This window comes from Streptomyces barringtoniae, from assembly GCF_020819595.1.
GTDB classification, from domain to species: domain Bacteria; phylum Actinomycetota; class Actinomycetes; order Streptomycetales; family Streptomycetaceae; genus Streptomyces; species Streptomyces barringtoniae.
Window position 1 is genome coordinate 33823 of record NZ_JAJHNP010000013.1, and the last position, 20237, is coordinate 54059.

Consider the following 20237-nt stretch of genomic DNA (forward strand, 5'->3'; position numbering starts at 1 on the left):
CCGGTCGAGCAGGCGGCCCTACAGGTGCTGCTGGATCGTCGGCATCAGGTCCTGGAACGTACGGCCGTAGGCCGGGGCGCCCAGCGCGGTCATCGTCCAGCCCGAACCCGCGCGGTGCACCTTCGCCATGATCTGCGCGGTGTAGTCGCCGCCGCCGTCCAGCGTGTAGCGGGCCAGCTCCTGGCCGTTGGTCTCGTCCACGAGACGGCAGAACGCGTTCTGCACCTCCTGGAAGGTCTGTCCCGTGAAGGAGTTCACGGTGAAGATGATCTGGTCGATGTGGACCGGAACGCGCTGCAGGTCCACGAGGATCGCCTCGTCGTCACCGCCCTGCCCGACGCCGCCGACGAGGTTGTCGCCGGTGTGGCGGACGGAACCGTCGTCGCTCACCAGGTGGCGGAAGAAGACGACATCGACCGGCTGGTTCTCGGCGAAGAGGACGGCCGACGCGTCCAGGTCGATCTCGCGCGTGCGGGAGCCGAACAGACCGCGCCGCTTCGCCGCCTGCCAGCCGAGCCCCATGCGGACCGCGGTCAGGGTGGCCCCGTCCTTCTTCTCCAGGCTGATGGCCTGACCCTTGCTCAAGTTGACGGACACCGCTGAATCCCCTCTCGAAGGTCCCCTGTTGCCGCGCAGTGCGCGGTTGTCCAGAACCCTACGCAGAGGCACCGACAGTGCCGAACCCCGGCCCGCGCTTTGTGTCGGTGTTGCAACACTTGGCGCATATACCGAGGTCCGGCAGGGTGGCGGGGCTCAGGCGAGACCGGCTTCCCGCATCTGGCGCAGCTCCTTCTTCATCTCCGAGACCTCGTCGCGCAGCCGGGCCGCGATCTCGAACTGCAGCTCCGCGGCGGCGGCGCGCATGCGCTCGGTCATCTCCTCGATCTGCTCGGCGAGTTCGGCCGCCGGACGGTCCGTGGGCACCATGGCCGCCGCTTTGCCCTTGGCGGACTTGCCGGCCTTCGCGCCCTTGGCCGTCTTGTCGCCCAGCGACGGTACGGGTGCCTTGGCACCCTTGCCGTCCTTCGACTTGCGGTAGCCGCTGCCGAGGAGCTGCTCGGTGTCGACCTCCTCGCGGGCGATCTGCGCGACGATGTCGTTGATCTTCTTGCGCAGCGGCTGGGGGTCGATGCCGTTCGCCTTGTTGTACGCGACCTGCTTCTCCCGGCGGCGGTTGGTCTCCTCGATGGCCTTCTCCATCGCCGGGGTGATCTTGTCGGCGTACATGTGGACCTGGCCGGAGACGTTACGGGCCGCGCGGCCGATGGTCTGGATCAGCGAGGTGCCCGAGCGCAGGAAGCCCTCCTTGTCGGCGTCCAGGATCGCCACCAGGGACACCTCGGGCAGGTCGAGGCCCTCCCGCAGGAGGTTGATGCCGACCAGGACGTCGTACTCACCGGAGCGAAGCTCGCGCAGCAGCTCGACGCGGCGCAGGGTGTCGACGTCGCTGTGCAGATAGCGCACCTGGATGCCGAGTTCCAGGAAGTAGTCGGTGAGGTCCTCGGCCATCTTCTTGGTGAGCGTGGTGACGAGGACGCGCTCGTCCTTCTCGGTGCGCTTGCGGATCTCGTGCACCAGGTCGTCGATCTGGCCCTCGGTGGGCTTGACGACGACCTCGGGGTCGACGAGGCCGGTGGGGCGGATGATCTGCTCGACGACGCCGTCCCCGCGGGAGAGCTCGTACTGGCCGGGAGTCGCCGACAGGTACACGGTCTGGCCGATTCGCTCCTGGAACTCCTCCCACTTCAGCGGGCGGTTGTCCAGCGCGGAAGGCAGGCGGAAGCCGTGGTCCACGAGGGTGCGCTTGCGGGAGGCGTCGCCCTCGTACATGGCGCCGATCTGCGGGACGGTGACGTGCGACTCGTCGATGACGAGCAGGAAGTCGTCCGGGAAGTAGTCCAGCAGGGTGTTGGGCGGGGAGCCGGGCGAGCGGCCGTCGAAGTGCATCGAGTAGTTCTCGACGCCGGAGCAGGTGCCGATCTGGCGGAGCATCTCGATGTCGTACGTGGTGCGCATCCGCAGACGCTGGGCCTCCAGGAGCTTGCCCTGCTTCTCCAGCTCGGCCAGGCGCTCCCCCAGCTCCTTCTCGATGTCGTTGACGGCCCGCTCCATGCGCTCGGGGCCGGCGACGTAGTGGGAGGCGGGGAAGACGTACAGCTGCTGGTCGTCGCTGATGATCTCGCCGGTGAGCGGGTGGAGCGTGGACAGTGCCTCGATCTCGTCGCCGAACATCTCGATGCGGACGGCCAGCTCCTCGTAGACCGGGAAGATCTCGATGGTGTCGCCGCGGACCCGGAAGGTGCCGCGGCTGAAGGCCACGTCGTTGCGCGTGTACTGGATGTCGACGAAGCGACGCAGCAGCTCGTCCCGGTCGATCTCGTCGCCGACCCTGAGGGGGACCATCCGGTCCACGTACTCCTGCGGAGTACCGAGGCCGTAGATGCAGGACACCGAGGCGACCACGATGACGTCGCGGCGGGTGAGCAGCGAGTTCGTCGCCGAATGCCGCAGCCGCTCCACCTCCTCGTTGATCGAGGAGTCCTTCTCGATGTAGGTATCGGACTGCGGGACGTAGGCCTCGGGCTGGTAGTAGTCGTAGTACGAGACGAAGTATTCGACCGCGTTGTTCGGCAGGAGCTCGCGGAACTCGTTGGCCAGCTGGGCGGCCAGCGTCTTGTTCGGCGCCATCACGAGCGTGGGGCGCTGGAGCTTCTCGATCATCCACGCCGTGGTGGCGGACTTGCCGGTGCCGGTCGCGCCCAGCAGGACGACGTCCTTCTCACCGGCCTCGATGCGCTTGGCGAGGTCGGTGATGGCCGTCGGCTGGTCGCCGCTGGGCTGGTAGGGGCTGACGACCTCGAAGGGCGCCACCGTGCGTTCGATGTGGGAAACGGGCCGCATGTCATCCACCGTACGACCCCGCACTGACAACGGGGTCGGATCAGCGGTTCTGCGGGGTCCGGGAGACTGGGTGCTCGGGCCGGTGCCCCTGGTGGACGGCAGGACGCCGGTTCGGTTGGGAGGCGACGGCGGAGGCCGGGACACCCGGTTTGTGCTCGACGGGCCCGGGGACCGGCCGGCCCATGATCATCAGTGGGTCGAAGACCACCACGACGCCCGCGAGGAGCAGGAAGGCGAGCGGACCGATCAGCATGGGTGCGAGCACGGACGGCTCCGACGCTCCTCCGGCGGTGTGAGAGGTGCCGTCGAGGTGGACGCCGAGGGCGGCCATGCCCGTGTAGTGCATGCCGCTGACCGCGAGCCCCATGACGAGGCTCGCCCCCACGCTCCACATGAAGCCCCGGACGCGTCCGGCGGCCCACAGTGCGGCGGTGGCGGCCACGACCGCTATGACGACGGAGGCGGCGACTGTGTAGGTGTTGTAGGTGAACCGCCCGTGGAAGTGCACGCCGGCCATGCCGAGGTAGTGCATCGACGCGACGCCCAGACCAGTGATCGTGCCGCCGGTGAACAGCGCGGTGCCGGTGGCGCCCCGGTATCCGACGATGAAGATCCCGACGCCGACCATGACGATGGCGAGTCCGAGGCTTGCGTAGGTGATCGGCTTGTCGTAGTGGATCGGCGTCTCCTTGATGGCGAAGCCCATCATGGCGACGAAGTGCATGGTCCAGATGCCGGAGCCGATCGCGGCCGCCCCGAGGGCCAGCCAGGCTGGCCGCCGGGAGTGCGTGACCAGCAGGGACCGGGTGGTGCAGCGCAGGCCGAGGGCGCCGCCGAGGCAGGCCATCAGATAGGCCACCAACGGGGTGACGGCCCCGTAGCTGAATCCGTCGACCGTGCCTTGCATCCGCGGCTGCCCTTCCGCCCACTTGCGTCCCGGAATCCTTGAAATGTCCCCCCGGCCCAGGACCGCCGGGGCGGTCAGGCTTGTCGCAGAGAGTATGACCCCCACCAGAATGGTCGAACGATTTTCCGGCAAAGAAACACGGCCTTGCCGCAGTTGTGCGGCACCGGTGACGGGACTTGGGACACATCCACTTGGTTTGTGGGTGTTGTGCGCCCGAGTGCCGCTGACCGTCTGCTGTCACTGTGGTTGCTGTCTGTGTTCGCTCGACGCAAGGAGTCTGCATGCACGCGCGCGTAGTGGCCGCCACGGTCGTCGCGATCCTGGGGACGGCGGTCCTGCTGAGCCCCGGCTCCGACGCCCGGGCCGGCGATGCCGGCGAGCCCACGGTGATCGCTCACCGGGGCGCCTCCGCCTACGCTCCCGAGAACACGCTGGCCTCGATCGACAAGGCCGCGAAACTGGGCTTCTCCTGGGTCGAGAACGACGTCCAGCGCACCAAGGACGGCAAGCTGGTCGTCATCCACGACGACAGCCTGCAGCGCACCACGAACGTCGAACAGGTCTTCCCCGGCCGGGCGCCGTGGAAGGTGAAGGACTTCACCGCGGCCGAGATCGCCCGGCTGGACGCGGGCAGCTGGTACTCCCCCGCCTACGCGGGCACGCGCGTGCCGACGCTGCAGCAGTACATGCGCCGGGTCGAGCACAACCACGAGAAGCTGCTCCTGGAGATCAAGAACCCCGAGCTGTATCCGGGCATCGAGCAGCAGACCCTGAAGCTCCTCGGGAACGAGGGCTGGCTGGACCACAAGCACCTGGGCCGGCTGATCGTGCAGAGCTTCAGCGCCGACAGCATCCGGACCGTGCACAAGATGAAGCCCGCGATCACCACCGCCTACCTCGGGTCACCCACCGCGGCGCAGCTGCACCAATACGCGCGCTTCACCGATCTCGTCAACCCCTCGTACGGCTCGCTCTCCAAGGCGTACGTCGCAGCCGTGCACACCTTCGACGGACCGCACGGCAAGCCGCTCCGGGTGTTCGCCTGGACGGTGAACGACGCGGCCACCGCATGCAAGGTCGCGGGCTACGACGTGGACGGGATCATCACCAACAAACCCGACGTCGTGCGGACGGCGCTCGGCTCGGACTGAGCGCGGGGGGCATTGTCAGTGGCGGGCCGTACCGTGGGCGCATGGACAGCCATGGGCAGGATGAGCAGCGGGTCGTGTGGGCCTTGGTCGGCACGGACATCGGGCCGCTGATGCTGGCGGCGACCCGTGACGGCCTGGTCAACGTCGTCTTCCACGCCACGGACGCGGTGCGCGACCGCGCCCTGGAGCGGCTGGTGGCCCGGCTGGGCGCGGCTGCCGTGGAGGATCCCGACTCGCCGCTGCTGGCGGAGGCGATACGCCAGCTGCGGGACTACTTCGCGGGCGAGCGGCACGACTTCGACCTGCCGCTGGACTGGTCGCTGATCTCGGGCTTCAACCGGCAGGTGCTGCGCGAGCTGGCGACCGGTGTGCCGTACGGCACGGTGGTGGGGTACGGCGATCTCGCCGGGCGGGTCGGGCAGCCCGGCGGGGCGCAGGCGGTCGGCGCGGCCATGGGTGCCAATCCGCTGCCGGTGGTCGTTCCGTGTCACCGCGTGGTGGAGAGTGACGGCGGGATCGGCGGCTTCGGGGGCGGGCTGGAGACCAAGCGGAAGCTGCTCGCCCTGGAGGGTGTGCTGCCCGAGCCGCTGTTCTGACCGGCCCCGGCTCTTCCGTCGCTGAGGGGCGCGGCTACTCGGGGTCCCACCGGCCTCGGCTGCTCGTGTCCGACAGGTCCTGGCTACTCGTCGTAGTGGCGGACCTCGATGACGTTGCCGTCGGGGTCGCGGAAGTAGAAGCTGCGCGTGGCGTTGCCGCGGGCGCCGGAGAGGTCGTGGTCGATGCCCGACATGGCGACGTCGTGTTCCTCCAGACGGGCGCGCAGGGCGTCGAAGGCGTCGGCCGGCAAGGAGAGGCAGATGTGGTTGACGGGGTGGCCCGCGCTCTCGGGCGCACCGGGCAGCATCTTCATGTCTGCGGCCATGGCGAGCGGGGCGAGGTCCAGGATGGTCTCCTCGTTGACGCGCACGGAGGGGAAGGCCACCTTTCCCTCGGCGAACTCGGTGACCCTGATCGGCTCCAGACCGACGGCCTTCTCGTAGAAGCCGGCTGCGGCCACCGGATCGGCAACCCAAAGGACGACGTGGTCGAGACGCATGCTGTTCCTGGTCATGCGCCCCAGGCTGGTGGTGTCCCCCACAGTCCGCAAGCGCGCAGGCCGACAGGCGTTTAACGGCGGCCGGCGCCCGCCAGAGATGAGGAAAGGCCGACAGGACAGGAGGCGGTGCCCGTGGTGGTGTCGGAAGAGGTCCGGGAAGCGCTCGACGCACGCCGGCCGGTGGTGGCCCTGGAGTCCACGATCATCGCGCACGGTCTGCCCCGCCCGCGCAACCTGCAGGTGGCGCTGGAACTGGAGGACGCGGTGCGGCGGGAGGGCGCCGTACCGGCGACCATCGCCGTGCTCGACGGTCGCCCCTGCGTCGGCCTGGACAAGGAACAACTGGAGCGGATCGCCAACGAGGACGGCATCCGCAAGCTCGGCCACCGCGACCTGCCTCTGGCCATGGCGAGAGGGGCGAGCGGGGCGACCACGGTGTCGGCGACGGCACAGCTGGCCGCGCTCGCGGGCCTCCGGGTGTTCGCCACCGGCGGGCTGGGCGGTGTGCACCGGGAGTGGACGGTGACCCAGGACGAGTCGGCCGACCTCGGTCTGCTGGCCCGCACCCGGATCACGGTGGTCTGCGCGGGCGTGAAGTCGATCCTGGACGTGCCGGCGACCCTGCAGCGGCTGGAGACGCTGGGCGTGGCCGTCGCCGGATACGGCACGGACCGGTTCCCCGGCTTCTATCTGTCCGACTCGGGGCATCCGGTCGACTGGACACTGGACACCCCGGAGCAGGTCGCGGACGTCATGCGGGCCCAGGACGCGCTCGAGGCGCCACCGTCGGCGCTGATCGTCGCCCAGCCCGTCCCCGAGGCCGAGCAGCTCGATCCCGGGCTGCACGCGCGCGTGCTGGCCGACGGACTGCGTGCCTGCGCGGACCAGGGCATCTCCCGTCAGGCGGTGACCCCGTTCCTGCTGGACTACCTGGTCCGGCACACCGACGGGGCCTCCCTGAGTGCCAATCTGGCCGCTGTGCGCGGCAACGTACGGCTGGCGGCGCGGATCGCCGCGGCATGGACCAGAGGGTGACCGCGGGCCGGGACGGGGCCCTGCTGGTCGTCGGTGACGTGGTGACGGATGTGATCGCCCGGCACCTAAGGCCGCTCGCGGCCGGCACCGACACCGCCGCCGCGATCCGCATGCTGCCGGGCGGCGCGGGCGCGAACGTGGCCTGCTGGGCCGCGCACGCGCGCTGTGCGGACGTACGGCTGCTCGGGCGGGTCGGCCAGGACGCGGCCGCGTGGCACGAGCGTGAGCTGATCGCGGCCGGGGTGCGGCCCCGGCTGGTGGTCGATCCGACAGCGGCGACCGGGACGGTGATCTGCCTCGTCGATGCGGGAGCGGCGGCAGAGCGTACGTTCCTCACGGACAGCGGGGCCTCCTTGCGGCTCGAACCCGCCGACTGGTCTGACGCGTTGCTCGAGGGTGTCGGCCGGCTGCACCTGTCGGGCTATCTGCTGTTCACCGAGCCGAGCCGGGAGCTCGCACGGACCGCGCTCGCGGCGGCACGCGCGCGTGGCGTGCCGGTCAGCCTCGATCCCGCGTCGGCCGGCTTCCTGGTGCGGCTTGGACTGGATCGCTTCCTGGCCTTCGCGCAGGAGCTGGACGTATTGCTGCCCAGCCGGGACGAGGCATGCCTGTTGACGGGGCTGCCCGATCCGGCGGACGCGGCGGCCAAGCTGAGCCGTCTCGTCCCGCTGGTGGTCGCCAAGGCGGGTGCGGACGGTGCGCTGGTGGCCCGTTCCGGAAGCACACCCACCAGGGTCCCGGCCACACCGGCGGTCCCGCAGGACACCACGGGCGCCGGTGACGCCTTCACCGGCGCGTTCCTCGCCGCCCTGCTCGCGGGCGCAGACCCCGAGGAGGCCGCGGTACGCGGCTGCCGGGCGGGTGCGGAGGCGGTGGAACAGGTGGGCGCCAGACCGCCGCGTCCCGAGCGCGGCGACCCGCCACCGGACGGCGCCCTGATGACGCCGTCAGCCCGGATTCGGCCCGCGCCGCGCCGCTGACGCCGCGGCAGGGGGGCAGGCTGGGATCCGTGTCGAACCGACGAGCGAACGCCGCATGCCTTCTTCCCCGCCTGGCTAGTCCTTCCTTCCCCACGCCGAGATCATCGGCGCGGTGACCAGGTCCATGCTGCCGGCCTCGACGTTGCCCAGGTGCTGGTCGATGTCCTCGTCGGTGGCGAGCCCCGCGGTGACGAGTCGGTCCCGGATCTGACGGACCGTCGCGGCCTCAAGAGCGGTGCAGGCAGGTGACGTCATGGGGAAGAACGCATCGGCCTCCACCTCGCTCAGTCCGGCCTCGCGGAGCAGACGCGGGAGCTTTCGGCCGTACGACAGATCGGCACCACGTTCGGCGAGCAGCTTGCGGAAGCCCTGACGCAGGCGGTTGGCGAGCCGCTGTTCGGGGCCGTACTCGTCGGGGCAGATCAAGGGCTGGAGAGCCGGGTCGGCATCCTCGACGAGCAGTCGTCCGCCGGGCCGCAGTGCCTGGATCATGGACCGCAACGCCCTTTCCCGGTCCGGCACATGGACGAGGACGAGCCGGGCGTGGACCAGGTCGAAGCCCTCACCCGGCGGTTCCTCGGCGCCCACGTCGTGGACGCGGACCTCCACAGGCGGGTTGCCGGCCTGGGCCGCAGCGGTGATCCGCGAGGTGTCGATGTCCGTGGCGACGACCCGACCGGTGGGGCCCACTTTTCTGGCGAGCCAGGAAACCACCGAGGTGCCGCCGGCCCCGACTTCCCAGCAGCGCCAGCCGGGCCCGATACCGAACGCCTCGATGTGCCGGAAGGTCGTGGGATCGAAGAGGGCGGCGAAGGCGTCAAAGCGCTCTGCGGCCTCCTTCTGCCGGTTGTCCAGGAGGTATCCGTCGGATGAGGTCATGCCACGATCATTCCAGTCGCCCGGCCCGGCCGGACCGCCGGCGCTCCGGCCGGGGGCGGCTCGGGCCGAGGCCGCCGCGGCATCGATGATCCAGGGCCGGGAAAGAGTTCCGCCCACAGCCGGCAACGAGGTCCACCCACAGCCGGCAAAGAGGCCCGTCCACAGCCGGGAACCAAGCGGAACATCCTGTTCCCACAGGCTTACCCGCGCTTTGCCCTCGGCTGGCAGACTTGCCGGGCAAGGCGCAAAAGCATTGCGTGAGGAGATCCAGGCAAGGAGATCCAGATGTCCATGGCGGGGAATCTGCGGAAGGTCACAGGGCTGAGCAGGGTCGGCGGCCTGCGCAAGGTGGCGCGGCTGGCCCGGCGGCAGCCGCGCGTGGACCTGAGTCACCCCGCCCGGTCACCGCTGGGCTCGTCGGTGGTCAACTGTGTGACGTACCAGGACGGCGTGCGCGTGCCGCAGTGCACGGACCTGGTGGATGCCGTGCGGATGGTGCGCAAGACGGGCGAGGGGTTCGTCTGGCTCGGGCTGCACGAACCGACGGACCGTGAGTTCGCGGGCATCGCCGAGCTTTTCGACCTGCATCCCCTGGCGGTGGAGGACGCGGTCGAGGCTCATCAGCGTCCGAAGCTCGAGCACTACGGCGACACGCTCTTCGCGGTGTTCAAGACGGTCTGCTACGTGGAGCACGAACAACTGACGGCGACCAGCGAGGTGGTCAACACCGGCGAGATCATGGTGTTCGTCGGTGAGGACTTCGTCATCACGGTGCGGCACGGCCGGCACGGCTCACTGGGCCCGCTGCGCGAGGAGTTGGAGGCGGATCCACATCAGCTCGCCAAGGGACCGGCGGCGGTGCTGCACGCGATCGCCGACCATGTCGTCGACGACTATCTGAACGTCACGGACGCGGTGCAGGCCGACATCGACCAGGTGGAGACGGAGGTGTTCTCGGAGAACAGCGCACGACTCGACCCCGGCCGCATCTACCAGATGAAGCGTGAACTGCTGGAGCTGAAGCGGGCGGTGGTGCCACTCGGCCGCCCCGTGGAAGACCTTGCCACCCGGCCCATACGGGTCGTCGCCCCGGAGATACAGGCCTACTTCCGGGACGTGCTCGACCACCTGATACGGGCCAAGGAACAGATCGCCGCCTTCGACGAACTGCTCAACTCGATTCTCCAGGCCCACCTCGCGCAGGTGACCGTCGCGCAGAACGAGGACATGCGCAAGATCACGGCCTGGGCCGCCGTGATCGCCGTACCGACGATGGTGTGCGGGGTGTACGGCATGAACTTCGACCACATGCCGGAGCTGCACTGGCGGTTCGGCTATCCGCTGGTCATGGGCGTCATGGCGGCGGCGTGTGTGGTGCTGTACCGGGGCTTCCGGCGCAACGGCTGGCTCTGAGCCGCGGGGGCCCGCCCGAGCCTCGGGAACCTGCCGCCGGCCGCTCGGATCAGCCGCTCCAGGCCGGATGGCGGGGATCGTCGGCGCGTACCAGGACGTCCGCCGCGCCGGCGGGGGCGGTCTCGGACTCGTAGCGCTCGAAGGCGGGGAGCGTCCAGTGCTCGGTCTCGGGGGTACGGCGGCGCAGGGCACCCGGGGAGAGGAGGAGGTGCACGGTCAGATCGAAGGGGAACCAGTGTCGCAGCAGGAGGGGGCCATGGAGCAACAGGACGCCACCGGGCGGGAGTTGGACATAAGGGCTGCGGGTGGCCCGGTCGGTGGCCGGATCCCATAGATCGGGCAGGACGCGTCCGCTGCCGCCGGGGTCGAGCGGGCCGAATACCTCGCGCCACAGGGCGCCTGTGTCGAACCAGCCGCCGTAGTACGACTCCGCGTCGCGCCGCCCGTGTTCCAGGCGCAGCGAGGCGGGGCGCAGAAAGCCCTCGGTGCCGACCACGAGCGAGGGCCGGCCGCGCACCCGCAGCGCCTCCCCGACGCGTTCGGCGAGATCGCCGGGCCGGGCGGCAGGGGCCCCGTCGAAGCCGACACGCGACCAGGCGCTGCCGTCGGCCGACTCCAACCCGGCCAGCCGGTCGGCGAGCAGTTCGGCGAGCCGGTCCCAGGTGATCGCTTCGAGTCGCACAGGGTCATGATGCCGGGTGGCGGAAGGTGAGGTGACAGTGCCTGCCGGGACGGACCCGGCCGGCGGAGAGCGAAGTGACGGCACCTACCGGCGGACGGGCGGGGCGCTGAGACCGGGCACGGCCCAGTCCGGTGGAGAGAACGAGACGGCGGAGCCTGCTGGGGAAAGAGCTGCGCGGCGGGGCGCGGGAAGGGCGGGCCGACGCGCTGCTCGACGGACTCGCCGGGGCCCGGAGCGCGCCTGTTCCGCGCGGTGGGACTGGGCGCGGAGCCGCTCGACACGGTCGGACAGCTGGTGATGGACGCTCCGTTGGCCTTGCCGCCGGAGCTCCGCCGCATCGCACGGGCCCGCACCGCGGGAGCGGAGCGCCTGCGGGAAGGCACGGACGGCCCGTCGACTGGGTGATGCTCCCGCCCGCCGGACACCTGGGGCACGGCGGACCGCGGACGGACCGTAGCGCGTCGGCGGGAGCGGCTGCCCGGTGTCGCCGGAGGCTAGGGCAGATCGGGTGAGCCGTGGCTGTCGTACGCCGGTCTCGCGGCGCCGGCGATGGACGAGATCCAGGCTCCGGCGCGGCACCGTACGCGAGTGTCGGTGTTGGACTTCCAGAAGGAGTAGGCAAGGCGTGGGAGGTGCGGGCGGTGGCGGGGAAAGTACCGCGTATGGCGCTTCCCTCAACTCCCCACTCCCCCGGTCGGCTTGTCGTCATCCAGGCGCAGAAGCCCAAGCGGTGCGCCAGGTGCCGGCGCGGGCCGCTGTCACTGCTCGTGCTGGAGGACGGGGCACCGCGCTGCCTGGACTGCGCGGACCTCGGACACCTGGTGTTCCTGCCGCGCGGCGACACGGCGCTGACCCGCAGGTCGAGGGAGGAGAGCGGGCTGTCGGTTGTCGTGGTGCGGTTCAACCGGCGCAAGAGCCGTTACGAGCGGCAGGGCGTGCTCGTGGAGGAAGCCGCGCTGGCCCGGGCCGAGGCGCGCTGTCTGGCGGACGCGGAGGCGCGGCGCAGGCGGCGGGCGCGGGACGCACGACGCCGGGCGGCGGAGGACGAACGGTTCGCGGCGGCGTTCGCTGCCGAGATTCTGCGGCTCTTTCCCGGCTGCCCTGCCGACCGCGCGCGGGCCATCGCGGGGCACGCGTCCGTGCGCGGCAGTGGGCGGGTCGGGCGTAGTGCGGCCGGGCGGGCGCTGTCGGAGGGCGCGGTGGTCTCGGCGGTCGTGGCGGCCGTACGGCATGTCGACACACCGTACGACCAGCTGCTGATGAGCGGGGTGTCACGGTTCGAGGCACGCCGCCGGATCGCCCCGGCTGTGGAGAGCCTGCTGCGGGCCTGGCAGGACGCTGGGGCGGAGGCAGGCTGAGCGGGAGGGGAGGCGGGGGGTGGGGGGAGGGGGGAGGGGAGGCGGGGGGAGGGTGCGGAGGAGGAGGGAGACGCTCGCGTCTGTAGTCGCGCTTCCCGGCCATGGTCTGGGCCCGCTCCCGGGCATTCACTGGGGGGATGGTGACGCCGGGCGCGTACCGGGCGGAACGAGACGAGATGGGGCGTGGAATGATCGACGGGCCGTTCTTCGTGCTGGTCGTGGTGGGGATTCTCGGTACCGGGCTGATGGCCGGGGTCTTCTGCGCGTTCTCGACCTTTGTGATGCGGGGGCTCGCCGCCCTGCCGCCGGCACAGGGTGTCGCGGCGATGAACGCGATCAATGTCGCCGCGGTCCGGCCCGCCTTCATGTCGGTGTTCTCCGGCTCGGCGGTGCTGAGCGCGATGATCGCGGTGGTGACGTTCGTGGTGTGGCCGGACGAGGGAAAGCTCGAACTGCTGCTGGGCAGCGCGCTGTACCTCTTCGGCTCGTTCGGGCTGACGATCGTCGCCAATGTCCCGCGCAACGACAGGCTTGCACGGCTGACCCCGGGCGCCCCGGAGGCCGCCGTGTACTGGCCGGCGTATGTGCGCGAGTGGACGTTCTGGAACCACGTCCGCACCGTCGCCTCCGCAGCGGCCGCCCTCGTCTACGTACTGGCGCTCGCCTGATCTCCGTGAGGGTCCGGCCCCCTTCTTCTGACCCGATCCTGACAAGCGGCGGTCCCCCTGGTCCGCTCATGCCCGAGCGTCCCCCGACCCACCTCCGGCAGCCCCCTGGCTGATCCCTGATCAGCCCCCGACCACTCCCTGATCAACACCCGGACACTCCCTGGCCAGCCCCGGCCACTCCCCGACCACCCTGACCAACCCTGCCGCCACTCCCTGATCGCCACCCTGCCGACGCCCTGCCGACGCCCGACTGACGCCCAGTGATCGCCCACGATCACGGCCTGATCGGCCCGTAGCTGCTCCCCCGATCACGCCCTGATCGGCCTGTAGCTGCTGCTGCCCCGATCAAGCCCTGACCACTCCCCGACCACTCCCCGCCCCCCCCGATCACCCCTTGATCACCCCTTGATCATCCCCTGTCCGCCCCCTGAGGCCTCCTTGGCAGCGAGCCGGAAAGTTGCCCGTGCCGGGCTGGGCATGCGGCGTGAGAAAGCGCTGTCCGCCACTCTGCGCGGTGGTCGGCGCGGACGTATCGTGGCCGAAAGAGTGCCGGAAGAGTGCCGAGGGTTGCCGCCCGACGGCGTACGGCCCGTCGTACATCCGATACCCGCGCGGTATCCGTACGCGAGGAAGACGACCATGGCCGATCCCAAGGGGTTCATGACCACGCCGCGCCAGGAGTGGGCGCGGCGGCCCGTCGGGGAGCGGGTGCGGGACTGGGACGAGGTGTACGTTCCGGGAGCGCTGCTGCCCATCATCAGCAAGCAGGCCGACCGGTGCATGGACTGTGGCATCCCGTTCTGCCACGACGCCTGTCCGCTGGGCAATCTGATCCCCGAGTGGAACGACCTGGTCTCGCGGGAGGACTGGCGGGCGGCGAGCGACCGGCTGCACGCGACGAACAACTTCCCCGAGTTCACCGGGCGGTTGTGCCCGGCGCCGTGCGAGGCGGGGTGCGTGCTGGCGATCAACCAGCCGGCCGTCACCATCAAGAACGTCGAGTGCGCGATCGCCGACCGGGCATGGGAGGAAGGTTTCACCCAGGCTCGGCCGCCCGATCGGCTCTCCGGGAAGACGATCGCCGTCATCGGCTCCGGGCCCACCGGGCTCGCCGCGGCTCAGCAGCTGACGCGAGCCGGGCACACGGTCGCCGTGTACGAGAAGGACGACCGGATCGGCGGGCTGATGCGGTACGGGATCCCCGCGTTCAAGATGGAGAAGCGGCATCTGGAACGGCGGATCGAGCAGATGCGGGCCGAGGGGACGAAGTTCCGTACGTCGACGGCCGTCGGGCGGGATGTCGGGGCGGTGGAGCTGCGCGGACGGTACGACGCCGTCGTCATCGCCACGGGAGCCACGGCGTGGCGGGAACTTCCGGTCCCGGGCCGGGAGTTGAACGGGATACACCAGGCGATGGAGTATCTGCCGCTGTCGAATCGAGTCTGCGAGGGGGATCTGGCGGCTTCACCGCTGTCCGCGGCCGGCAGGCATGTGGTGATCGTGGGCGGCGGGGACACCGGGGCGGACTGTCTGGGGACCGCGGTGCGCGAGGGAGCCGCGTCCGTGACCCAACTGGACATCTACGCGCAGCCGGGCGCCGAGCGCGACGAATACGCCGAGCCGTGGCCGACGTACCCGAAGACCTACCGGCTGTCGGCCGCGCACGAGGAGGCCCGGGACCTGCGTACGGCACCGGCGGCGGACGCGGACGCACGGCTGTTCGCGGCGTCCACGCTCCGCTTCACCGGGGACGACGGCGGCCGGGTGAGTTCCCTGCACCTGGTGGAGGTCGACGAGGCGCGTCGCCCGGTGCCGGGCACCGACCGGGTGCTTCCCGCCGATCTCGTGCTGCTCGCCCTCGGGTTCTCCGGGCCGGACCAGGAGGACGGGCTGATCGGGCAACTGGGGCTGAGGCTCGATCCGCGCGGCACGATCGCCCGGGACGACGGCTTCGCGACCAACGTTCCCGGGGTCTTCGCCGCCGGGGACGCGGCGCGCGGGCAGTCGCTCATCGTCTGGGCGATCGCGGAGGGGCGGGCGGTGGCGGCGGCCGTCGACCGCTATCTGACCGGGAGTTCAAGGCTGCCGGCACCGGTCTCTCCGAGGGATCGGCCGATGAGGGTGTAGCCGGTGAGGGTGTAGCCGGTGGGGGTGTAGCCGGTGGGGGTGTAGCCGGTGGGGGTGCAGGTGCGGCCGACGGTTTCCTGTGGCCGTGGGTTGTCCTGGCCGACGGGGGTGCTGCCGGTTCGGCACCGCCGAATCACGCCATCATGAATGATCATCATTGCCGTTGATCACCATCGCCGTTGATCACCATCGCCGTTGATCACCATTGCCGTTGATCGGCATCGTGGTGGGATGAAGGTCACTGGCGGGATCAGGTGATCGGGGCCGACGCCGACCGTGCTCGGGTCATCCCTTCCGCTCGTCCGTCCCCGCCACCTTCCCCGTCGACAGGGCCACCCGGTTCCACGTGTTGATCGTGCAGATCATGGCGATGACGTGGGCCAGTTCCTGCTCGTCGAAGTGGGCCGCGGCCTCGGCGTAGACGGTGTCGGGGACACCGGCGTCGGCGACGAGGGTCAGGGCCTCCGTGAGCGCGAGGGCGGCCTGTTCCCTGGGGGTGAAGAAGTGCCGGGCCTCGCGCCAGACGGCCACCATGTGCAGCCGGTCCTCGCTCTCGCCGGCCTTGCGCGCGTCGTTGGTGTGCATGTGCAGGCAGTAGGCGCAGTGGTTGAGCAGGGAGGCGCGGATCTGGATCAGCTCCACCAGTGCCGGGTCGAGGTCGGCGCGGGCGGCGGCGTCGAATCCGATGAGGGCGCGGAAGACCTTCGGGGCGGACTTGGCGAAGTCCAGTCGGGCGCGGACGTCCTCGGCCTCGGCGATCGCGGTGGTGATGTCGGCTGCGGTGGTGCTCGTGTTCGTCGTCATGGCTTCAACCTAGGGGCCCGATAGACCGGCTGTAGGGTGCATTTTCATGACGGAATCGTGGGTCAATTCCGCGGAGCGGATCGGCGCCGACCTGCATCTGGAGCTTTCGGGTCCGGGCGGGCGGCGGGCGGCGCTGACCCGGGCGCTGCGGGAGGCCGTGCGCAGTGGGCGGCTGGCGGCGGGCACCCGGTTGCCGCCGTACCGTTCGCTCGCCGCCGATCTGGGCGTGGCCCGCAACACGGTGGCCGACGCCTACGCGGAACTGGTGGCGGAGGGCTGGCTGACCGCCCGCCAGGGTTCGGGCACCCGGGTCGCCGACCGGGCGGAGCCGTTGCGGCACGCCGTGCGCACGCCCGCTGAAGCACCTCCACGCGCGCGTGGCCCGCGACACGATCTGCGGCAGGGCACACCGGACGCGTCGGCGTTCCCGCGGGCGGCCTGGTCGGCCTGCTACCGGCGAGCCCTCCTGGCGGCGCCGAACGAGGCGTTCGGGCCGGGGGATCCGGCCGGGCGCCGGGAACTGCGTGAGGCGTTGACCGAATATCTGGCACGCGCGCGTGGCGTGCGGACCGAGCCGGGCCGGATCGTGATCTGCTCGGGCTTCGCGCACGGGCTGCGGCTGCTGTTCGGCCAGGGTGCGGGCGGGGTGCTGCGCGGTCCGCTGGGCGTGGAGGCGTACGGGTTGGGCTTCCACCGGGAGCTGCTCACCACGGCCGGGGTGCGGACGGTGCCGCTGCCGCTGGACGAGCACGGCGCGCGGGTGGACGTACTCGGGCGGGAGCGGGCCGTGCTGCTCACGCCTGCACACCAGTTCCCGACGGGCGGGCCGCTGCACCCGGAGCGCCGGGCGGCCGTGATCGACTGGGCACGCGCGCGTGGGACGGTCGTACTGGAGGACGACTACGACGGCGAGTTCCGGTACGACCGCAAGCCGGTCGGTGCGCTCCAGGGCCTCGATCCGGAGCGGGTGATCCACCTCGGGTCGGTCAGCAAGAGCTTGTCACCGGCGCTGCGGCTGGGCTGGCTGGTGCTGCCGGAGCGCTATGTCGGGCCGGTGCTGGCGGCGAAGGGCGAGCGGGAGGGCTGGGCGAGCGTCCCGGACCAGCTGGCCCTTGCGGAGTTCATCGTCTCCGGGTCGTACGACCGTCATGTGCGGCGCATGCGGCAGCGCTATCGGCGCCGGCGTGACCGGCTCGTCGCCGCGCTCGCCGGACACGCGCCGCATGTCGCGGTGACGGGCATCGCGGCCGGGCTGCACGCGGTGCTGCGGCTGCCGCCGGGAACGGAGCGGTCCACGGTGAAGGCCGCCGCGTGGCAGGGGATCGCCCTGGACGGACTCGCCGCGTTCCGGCATCCGGAGGCGATGGCGACTGCGGGTGACGGACTGGTCGTGGGGTACGCGGCTGCCGCCGAACACGCCTATGGGGCGGCGCTGGAGGCGCTGTGCGGGGTGCTGCCTCCCGGGTGAGGAGCGGGATGCCGCCGGCGTGCGCAGCGGATTGCCTCCGGCCCGCTGAGCTGGTCGCCTCCGGCCCACCGGACCCGGCCGCCTCCGGCCCACGGGACCCGGCCGCCTCCGGCCTGCGGAGCAGGTCCCCTCCGGCGTGCGGAATCCGGCTCCCCCCGGCCGACAGAACCCGGTCGCGTCCCGCCTGCACAGCGGGTTGCCTCCGGCGTGCGGAATCCGGCTCCCCCCGGCCGACGGAACCCGGCCGCGTCCCGCCTGCACAGCGGGTTGCCTCCGGCGTGCGGAATCCGGTGGCCTCCGGCCTGCGCAGCGGGTTGCCTTCGGACTGCGGTGCGGTGGTTCAGAGATCGGGGTCGGCGGCGGTGACGTAAACCTTCGCGCCCGGTGGCCGACTGCGGCCGGCTGCCGGGATCCGGTCGGCCGGAGCGGGTCCGGCGGATCGGGGGGTAGCGATGACTTGCGACGGAAGGATCCGCTGCCTGCGCACCTGAACCGCGAGCAGCGTAAGCGCTGGCGCTCGGCCGCGCAGCCGAATAAGCGCCGAGCGGGCCCGGGCAGGCCCTACCCTCCGATTACCGGGCGAGCCCGCCGCGGGACCCGGGGCGAGCCCGCCGCTCAGCAGGTGCGCGGCGCCGGCCTACCGTTTCCGGGCCACCGCCCCGTACCCCGGAATCACCCCGTCGTCCTGGCCCGGGACCGGCTCGCCCAGTTCCGGGTGCCACTTGTGGACGATCTCGACGCCGGGCTCGACGAGGTCGAGGCCGGTGAAGAAGCGGGTGAACTCGTCGCGGGGGCGCAGGGCGAGGGTGACGCCGGCCGCCTTCAGTTTCTCGGTGGCGGCCGCCGACTCCTCGGGGGTGAAGTCGGCCGTGGCGTGGGTCATCATCAGGTAGCTGCCGGAGGGCAGTTCGGCGAGCAGCCGGCCGACCAGGTCGTGCGCGCCGTCCTCGTCGGAGATGAAGTGCAGCAGGGCGATCAGGGAGAGCGCGACCGGACGGTCGAGGTCCAGGATCTCCTTGGCACCCGCGATGATCGCGTCCGGATCGCGCACGTCGGCCTGCAGGTACTCGGTCGCGCCCTCCGGTGTGCTGCGCAGCAGCGCCGCGGCGTGGGCCAGCACGATCGGGTCGTTGTCGCAGTAGACGATCCGGGCGTCGGGCGCGACCTGCTGGGCGATCTGGTGCAGGTTCGGCTCGGTGGGTATGCCGGTGCCGATGTCCAAGAACTGCCGTAGGCCCTGCTGGGCCAGCCAGCGGGTGGCGCGGTGCATGAACGCGCGGTTGACCCGGGCCAGCACCGGCACCCGGGGGTCGAGGGCCAGCATCTGCCGGCCCATCGCCTCGTCGACGGGGTAGTTGTCCTTGCCGCCGAGATACCAGTCGTACATCCGCGCGGGATGCGGCTTGCTGGTGTCGATCGCCACGGCCGTCCGGTCCTGCCCTGTCATGCGGCACTCCATAAGCGTCATGAACGTCCGGCGCAGTGAATGATCAAGTCAGTAATACGATAAGGAAGTTGAGCGGGAAGCAATACACGGTCTGGTCAGGACAGCAGGAAATCTGCCTCCCCCGCCTTGGCACCCTCTATGAACGCGGTCATCTCGGCGGTGGTGTAGATCAGCGCCGGCCCGTCCGGGTCGGTGGACTGGCGTACGGCGATCCGGCCGTCGGCCAGCTTCATCGCCTCCAGGCAGTTCCCGCCGTTGCCGCCGCTCCAGGGCTTGTGCCAGCCCTCGCTGCCCAACTCCCGCGCGGGCATGCCGTTGTAGACGCGTCCGCGCGGCGTGATGCGATCCATTCACAGCTCCTTGCGGAGGTCCCGGAGGATCTCCTTCGTGCGTTGTGCCGTAGCGGCCTGCGCCGCCATGCGGTCCATGACCTCGAGGTGGGTCGCCACCTCCGCGCGCGCGTCCAGGTAGACGGCGCCGGTCAGGTACTCGCTGTAGACCATGTCCGGCAGCTCCGGCATGGCGAATCGGAACAGCACGAAGGGCCCGTACGTCCCCGGGTGCGGCCCGCTCGCGAACGGGGCGACCTGGAGCGTCACATGAGGCAGCTTCGTGGCCTCGAGCAACTTGTCGATCTGCGCGCGCATCACCTCCGGCCCGCCGACCGGGCGGCGCAGGGCGGTCTCGTCCATCACCGCCCAGAAGCGGGGGGCGTCGGGACGGGTGAGCAGTTGCTGGCGTTGCATGCGCAGGGCGACGTGCCGCTCGATGTCGTCCGGACTGGTCTGGCCGATGGCACCGGACTTGAGGACACCGCGCGCGTAGTCCTCCGTCTGGAGCAGGCCGGGGACGAAGTGCGGCTCGTAGGAGCGGATGAGACCGGCCGCGCCCTCGAGGCTCACGTACATCGAGAACCAGCCGGGCAGGATGTCGTGGAAGCGCTGCCACCAGCCGGGCCTGTTGGCCTCCTCGGCGAGCTGGACGAAGAGTTCGGCCTCGTCGTCGGGTACGCCGTAGGCCTTCAGCAGCAGTTGCAGGTACGGGATCTTGAGGGCGACCTCGGCCATCTCCATGCGGCGGACGGTGGCGGGCGCGACGCGCAGGACGCGGGCGGCCTCCTCGCGCTTCAGTCCGGCGCGTTCCCGCAGGTCCAACAGGCGTCGGCCGAGGACCACCTGGCCCACCGTCGGCGCGGACCGCGGTTCGCTCACGCTCTCACCTCCACCGCACGCCTCCACCGAACGTTTCCTGACAGATGTTTCCCGGCAGCCCTGCTGTTTCCCGACAGCCCTGCGGCGCCATTCGAAGATGCATTCGAAGA

The 20237-nt window shown here is 70.8% G+C and carries 19 protein-coding genes; 9 read left to right on the plus strand and 10 right to left on the minus strand.

The genetic code is table 11. The features are described 5' to 3' along the window. Nucleotides 1-18: 18 nt before the first annotated feature. The 3 genes from LMU33_RS23560 to LMU33_RS23570 form a co-directional block, all read right to left on the minus strand. Complete coding sequence (locus tag LMU33_RS23560) at nucleotides 19-597, minus strand: TerD family protein (RefSeq protein WP_228622527.1); 579 nt, start codon at nucleotides 595-597, stop codon at nucleotides 19-21. Nucleotides 598-753: 156 nt separating this feature from the next. Beyond that, entirely contained in the window at nucleotides 754-2901 is a 2148-nt protein-coding gene (gene uvrB / locus LMU33_RS23565; protein WP_228622528.1) for an excinuclease ABC subunit UvrB, read from the minus strand. A gap of 40 nt (nucleotides 2902-2941) precedes the next feature. Continuing rightward, a complete protein-coding gene (locus tag LMU33_RS23570; protein WP_228622529.1) occupies nucleotides 2942-3808 on the minus strand; it encodes an MHYT domain-containing protein in 867 nt (288 codons plus the stop codon). A 281-nt stretch (nucleotides 3809-4089) separates the two neighbouring features. Here LMU33_RS23570 and LMU33_RS23575 point away from each other — a divergent pair, with 281 nt between their 5' ends. Then, nucleotides 4090-4959, plus strand: coding sequence for a glycerophosphodiester phosphodiesterase (locus LMU33_RS23575; RefSeq protein WP_228622530.1), 870 nt, complete (start codon nucleotides 4090-4092; stop codon nucleotides 4957-4959). Nucleotides 4960-5000: 41 nt separating this feature from the next. Further along, nucleotides 5001-5555, plus strand: a complete 555-nt coding sequence (locus LMU33_RS23580; protein WP_228622531.1) for a methylated-DNA--[protein]-cysteine S-methyltransferase — start codon at nucleotides 5001-5003, stop codon at nucleotides 5553-5555. Nucleotides 5556-5638: 83 nt separating this feature from the next. On the opposite strand, the gene LMU33_RS23585 is transcribed toward LMU33_RS23580, so the two are convergent. Then, complete coding sequence (locus LMU33_RS23585; protein ID WP_228622532.1) at nucleotides 5639-6070, minus strand: VOC family protein; 432 nt, start codon at nucleotides 6068-6070, stop codon at nucleotides 5639-5641. A gap of 111 nt (nucleotides 6071-6181) precedes the next feature. Between LMU33_RS23585 and LMU33_RS23590 the strand changes: the two genes are divergently transcribed. Next, the gene (locus tag LMU33_RS23590; RefSeq protein ID WP_228622533.1) at nucleotides 6182-7090 is read left to right on the plus strand and encodes a pseudouridine-5'-phosphate glycosidase; all 909 of its coding nucleotides are present in this window, start codon (nucleotides 6182-6184) and stop codon (nucleotides 7088-7090) included. Next, nucleotides 7075-8070 (plus strand): carbohydrate kinase family protein, encoded by a 996-nt coding sequence (locus tag LMU33_RS23595; protein WP_228622534.1) that lies wholly within the window; start codon nucleotides 7075-7077, stop codon nucleotides 8068-8070. Before LMU33_RS23590 ends, LMU33_RS23595 begins: the two co-directional genes overlap by 16 nt. 75 nt (nucleotides 8071-8145) lie before the next feature. Here the strand turns inward: LMU33_RS23595 and LMU33_RS23600 are convergent, their stop codons facing one another. Continuing rightward, a complete protein-coding gene (locus LMU33_RS23600) occupies nucleotides 8146-8949 on the minus strand; it encodes a methyltransferase domain-containing protein (protein WP_228622535.1) in 804 nt (267 codons plus the stop codon). 285 nt (nucleotides 8950-9234) lie between these two features. Here LMU33_RS23600 and corA point away from each other — a divergent pair, with 285 nt between their 5' ends. Next, a complete protein-coding gene (gene corA / locus LMU33_RS23605) occupies nucleotides 9235-10362 on the plus strand; it encodes a magnesium/cobalt transporter CorA (RefSeq protein ID WP_228622536.1) in 1128 nt (375 codons plus the stop codon). Nucleotides 10363-10411: 49 nt separating this feature from the next. Here corA and LMU33_RS23610 read toward each other — a convergent pair whose 3' ends face one another. After that, the gene (locus LMU33_RS23610; protein ID WP_228622537.1) at nucleotides 10412-11044 is read right to left on the minus strand and encodes a nucleoside/nucleotide kinase family protein; all 633 of its coding nucleotides are present in this window, start codon (nucleotides 11042-11044) and stop codon (nucleotides 10412-10414) included. Nucleotides 11045-11706: 662 nt separating this feature from the next. On the opposite strand from LMU33_RS23610, the gene LMU33_RS23615 reads away from it, so the two are divergent. The 3 genes from LMU33_RS23615 to LMU33_RS23625 all read left to right on the plus strand — a co-directional run bounded on the left by LMU33_RS23615 (nucleotide 11707) and on the right by LMU33_RS23625 (nucleotide 15197). Next, the gene (locus LMU33_RS23615; protein ID WP_228622538.1) at nucleotides 11707-12402 is read left to right on the plus strand and encodes a DUF2293 domain-containing protein; all 696 of its coding nucleotides are present in this window, start codon (nucleotides 11707-11709) and stop codon (nucleotides 12400-12402) included. Nucleotides 12403-12590: 188 nt separating this feature from the next. Further along, the gene (locus LMU33_RS23620) at nucleotides 12591-13070 is read left to right on the plus strand and encodes an anthrone oxygenase family protein (RefSeq protein WP_228622771.1); all 480 of its coding nucleotides are present in this window, start codon (nucleotides 12591-12593) and stop codon (nucleotides 13068-13070) included. A 639-nt stretch (nucleotides 13071-13709) separates the two neighbouring features. Beyond that, on the plus strand, nucleotides 13710-15197 hold the full coding sequence (locus LMU33_RS23625) for a glutamate synthase subunit beta (protein WP_228622539.1): 1488 nt from the start codon (nucleotides 13710-13712) through the stop codon (nucleotides 15195-15197). Between the two features lie 285 nt (nucleotides 15198-15482). Here the strand turns inward: LMU33_RS23625 and LMU33_RS23630 are convergent, their stop codons facing one another. Continuing rightward, nucleotides 15483-16001, minus strand: coding sequence for a carboxymuconolactone decarboxylase family protein (locus LMU33_RS23630; protein ID WP_228622540.1), 519 nt, complete (start codon nucleotides 15999-16001; stop codon nucleotides 15483-15485). A 46-nt stretch (nucleotides 16002-16047) separates the two neighbouring features. On the opposite strand from LMU33_RS23630, the gene pdxR reads away from it, so the two are divergent. Further along, the gene (pdxR, locus tag LMU33_RS23635) at nucleotides 16048-17469 is read left to right on the plus strand and encodes a MocR-like pyridoxine biosynthesis transcription factor PdxR (protein WP_228622541.1); all 1422 of its coding nucleotides are present in this window, start codon (nucleotides 16048-16050) and stop codon (nucleotides 17467-17469) included. 637 nt (nucleotides 17470-18106) lie between these two features. Here the strand turns inward: pdxR and LMU33_RS23640 are convergent. From LMU33_RS23640 to LMU33_RS23650, 3 genes are all read right to left on the minus strand, one after another. Then, nucleotides 18107-18916, minus strand: coding sequence for an SAM-dependent methyltransferase (locus LMU33_RS23640; protein ID WP_228622543.1), 810 nt, complete (start codon nucleotides 18914-18916; stop codon nucleotides 18107-18109). 95 nt (nucleotides 18917-19011) lie between these two features. Beyond that, nucleotides 19012-19266, minus strand: a complete 255-nt coding sequence (locus LMU33_RS23645; RefSeq protein ID WP_228622545.1) for a DUF397 domain-containing protein — start codon at nucleotides 19264-19266, stop codon at nucleotides 19012-19014. Further along, the gene (locus tag LMU33_RS23650) at nucleotides 19267-20127 is read right to left on the minus strand and encodes a Sco1979 family transcriptional regulator (RefSeq protein ID WP_228622546.1); all 861 of its coding nucleotides are present in this window, start codon (nucleotides 20125-20127) and stop codon (nucleotides 19267-19269) included. It abuts the gene before it with no gap. Nucleotides 20128-20237: the final 110 nt, after the last annotated feature.

Excerpts from the sequence above, each read along its gene's own strand:
- uvrB (WP_228622528.1), bottom strand. The coding sequence starts at position 2,901 with ATGCGGCCCGTTTCCCACATCGAACGCACGGTGGCGCCCTTCGAGGTC.
- LMU33_RS23570 (WP_228622529.1), bottom strand. The coding sequence starts at position 3,808 with ATGCAAGGCACGGTCGACGGATTCAGCTACGGGGCCGTCACCCCGTTG.
- LMU33_RS23575 (WP_228622530.1), top strand. The coding sequence starts at position 4,090 with ATGCACGCGCGCGTAGTGGCCGCCACGGTCGTCGCGATCCTGGGGACG.
- LMU33_RS23580 (WP_228622531.1), top strand. The coding sequence starts at position 5,001 with ATGGACAGCCATGGGCAGGATGAGCAGCGGGTCGTGTGGGCCTTGGTC.
- LMU33_RS23585 (WP_228622532.1), bottom strand. The coding sequence starts at position 6,070 with ATGACCAGGAACAGCATGCGTCTCGACCACGTCGTCCTTTGGGTTGCC.
- LMU33_RS23595 (WP_228622534.1), top strand. The coding sequence starts at position 7,075 with ATGGACCAGAGGGTGACCGCGGGCCGGGACGGGGCCCTGCTGGTCGTC.
- LMU33_RS23600 (WP_228622535.1), bottom strand. The coding sequence starts at position 8,949 with ATGACCTCATCCGACGGATACCTCCTGGACAACCGGCAGAAGGAGGCC.
- corA (WP_228622536.1), top strand. The coding sequence starts at position 9,235 with ATGTCCATGGCGGGGAATCTGCGGAAGGTCACAGGGCTGAGCAGGGTC.
- LMU33_RS23615 (WP_228622538.1), top strand. The coding sequence starts at position 11,707 with ATGGCGCTTCCCTCAACTCCCCACTCCCCCGGTCGGCTTGTCGTCATC.
- LMU33_RS23620 (WP_228622771.1), top strand. The coding sequence starts at position 12,591 with ATGATCGACGGGCCGTTCTTCGTGCTGGTCGTGGTGGGGATTCTCGGT.
- LMU33_RS23625 (WP_228622539.1), top strand. The coding sequence starts at position 13,710 with ATGGCCGATCCCAAGGGGTTCATGACCACGCCGCGCCAGGAGTGGGCG.
- LMU33_RS23630 (WP_228622540.1), bottom strand. The coding sequence starts at position 16,001 with ATGACGACGAACACGAGCACCACCGCAGCCGACATCACCACCGCGATC.
- pdxR (WP_228622541.1), top strand. The coding sequence starts at position 16,048 with ATGACGGAATCGTGGGTCAATTCCGCGGAGCGGATCGGCGCCGACCTG.
- LMU33_RS23640 (WP_228622543.1), bottom strand. The coding sequence starts at position 18,916 with ATGACAGGGCAGGACCGGACGGCCGTGGCGATCGACACCAGCAAGCCG.
- LMU33_RS23645 (WP_228622545.1), bottom strand. The coding sequence starts at position 19,266 with ATGGATCGCATCACGCCGCGCGGACGCGTCTACAACGGCATGCCCGCG.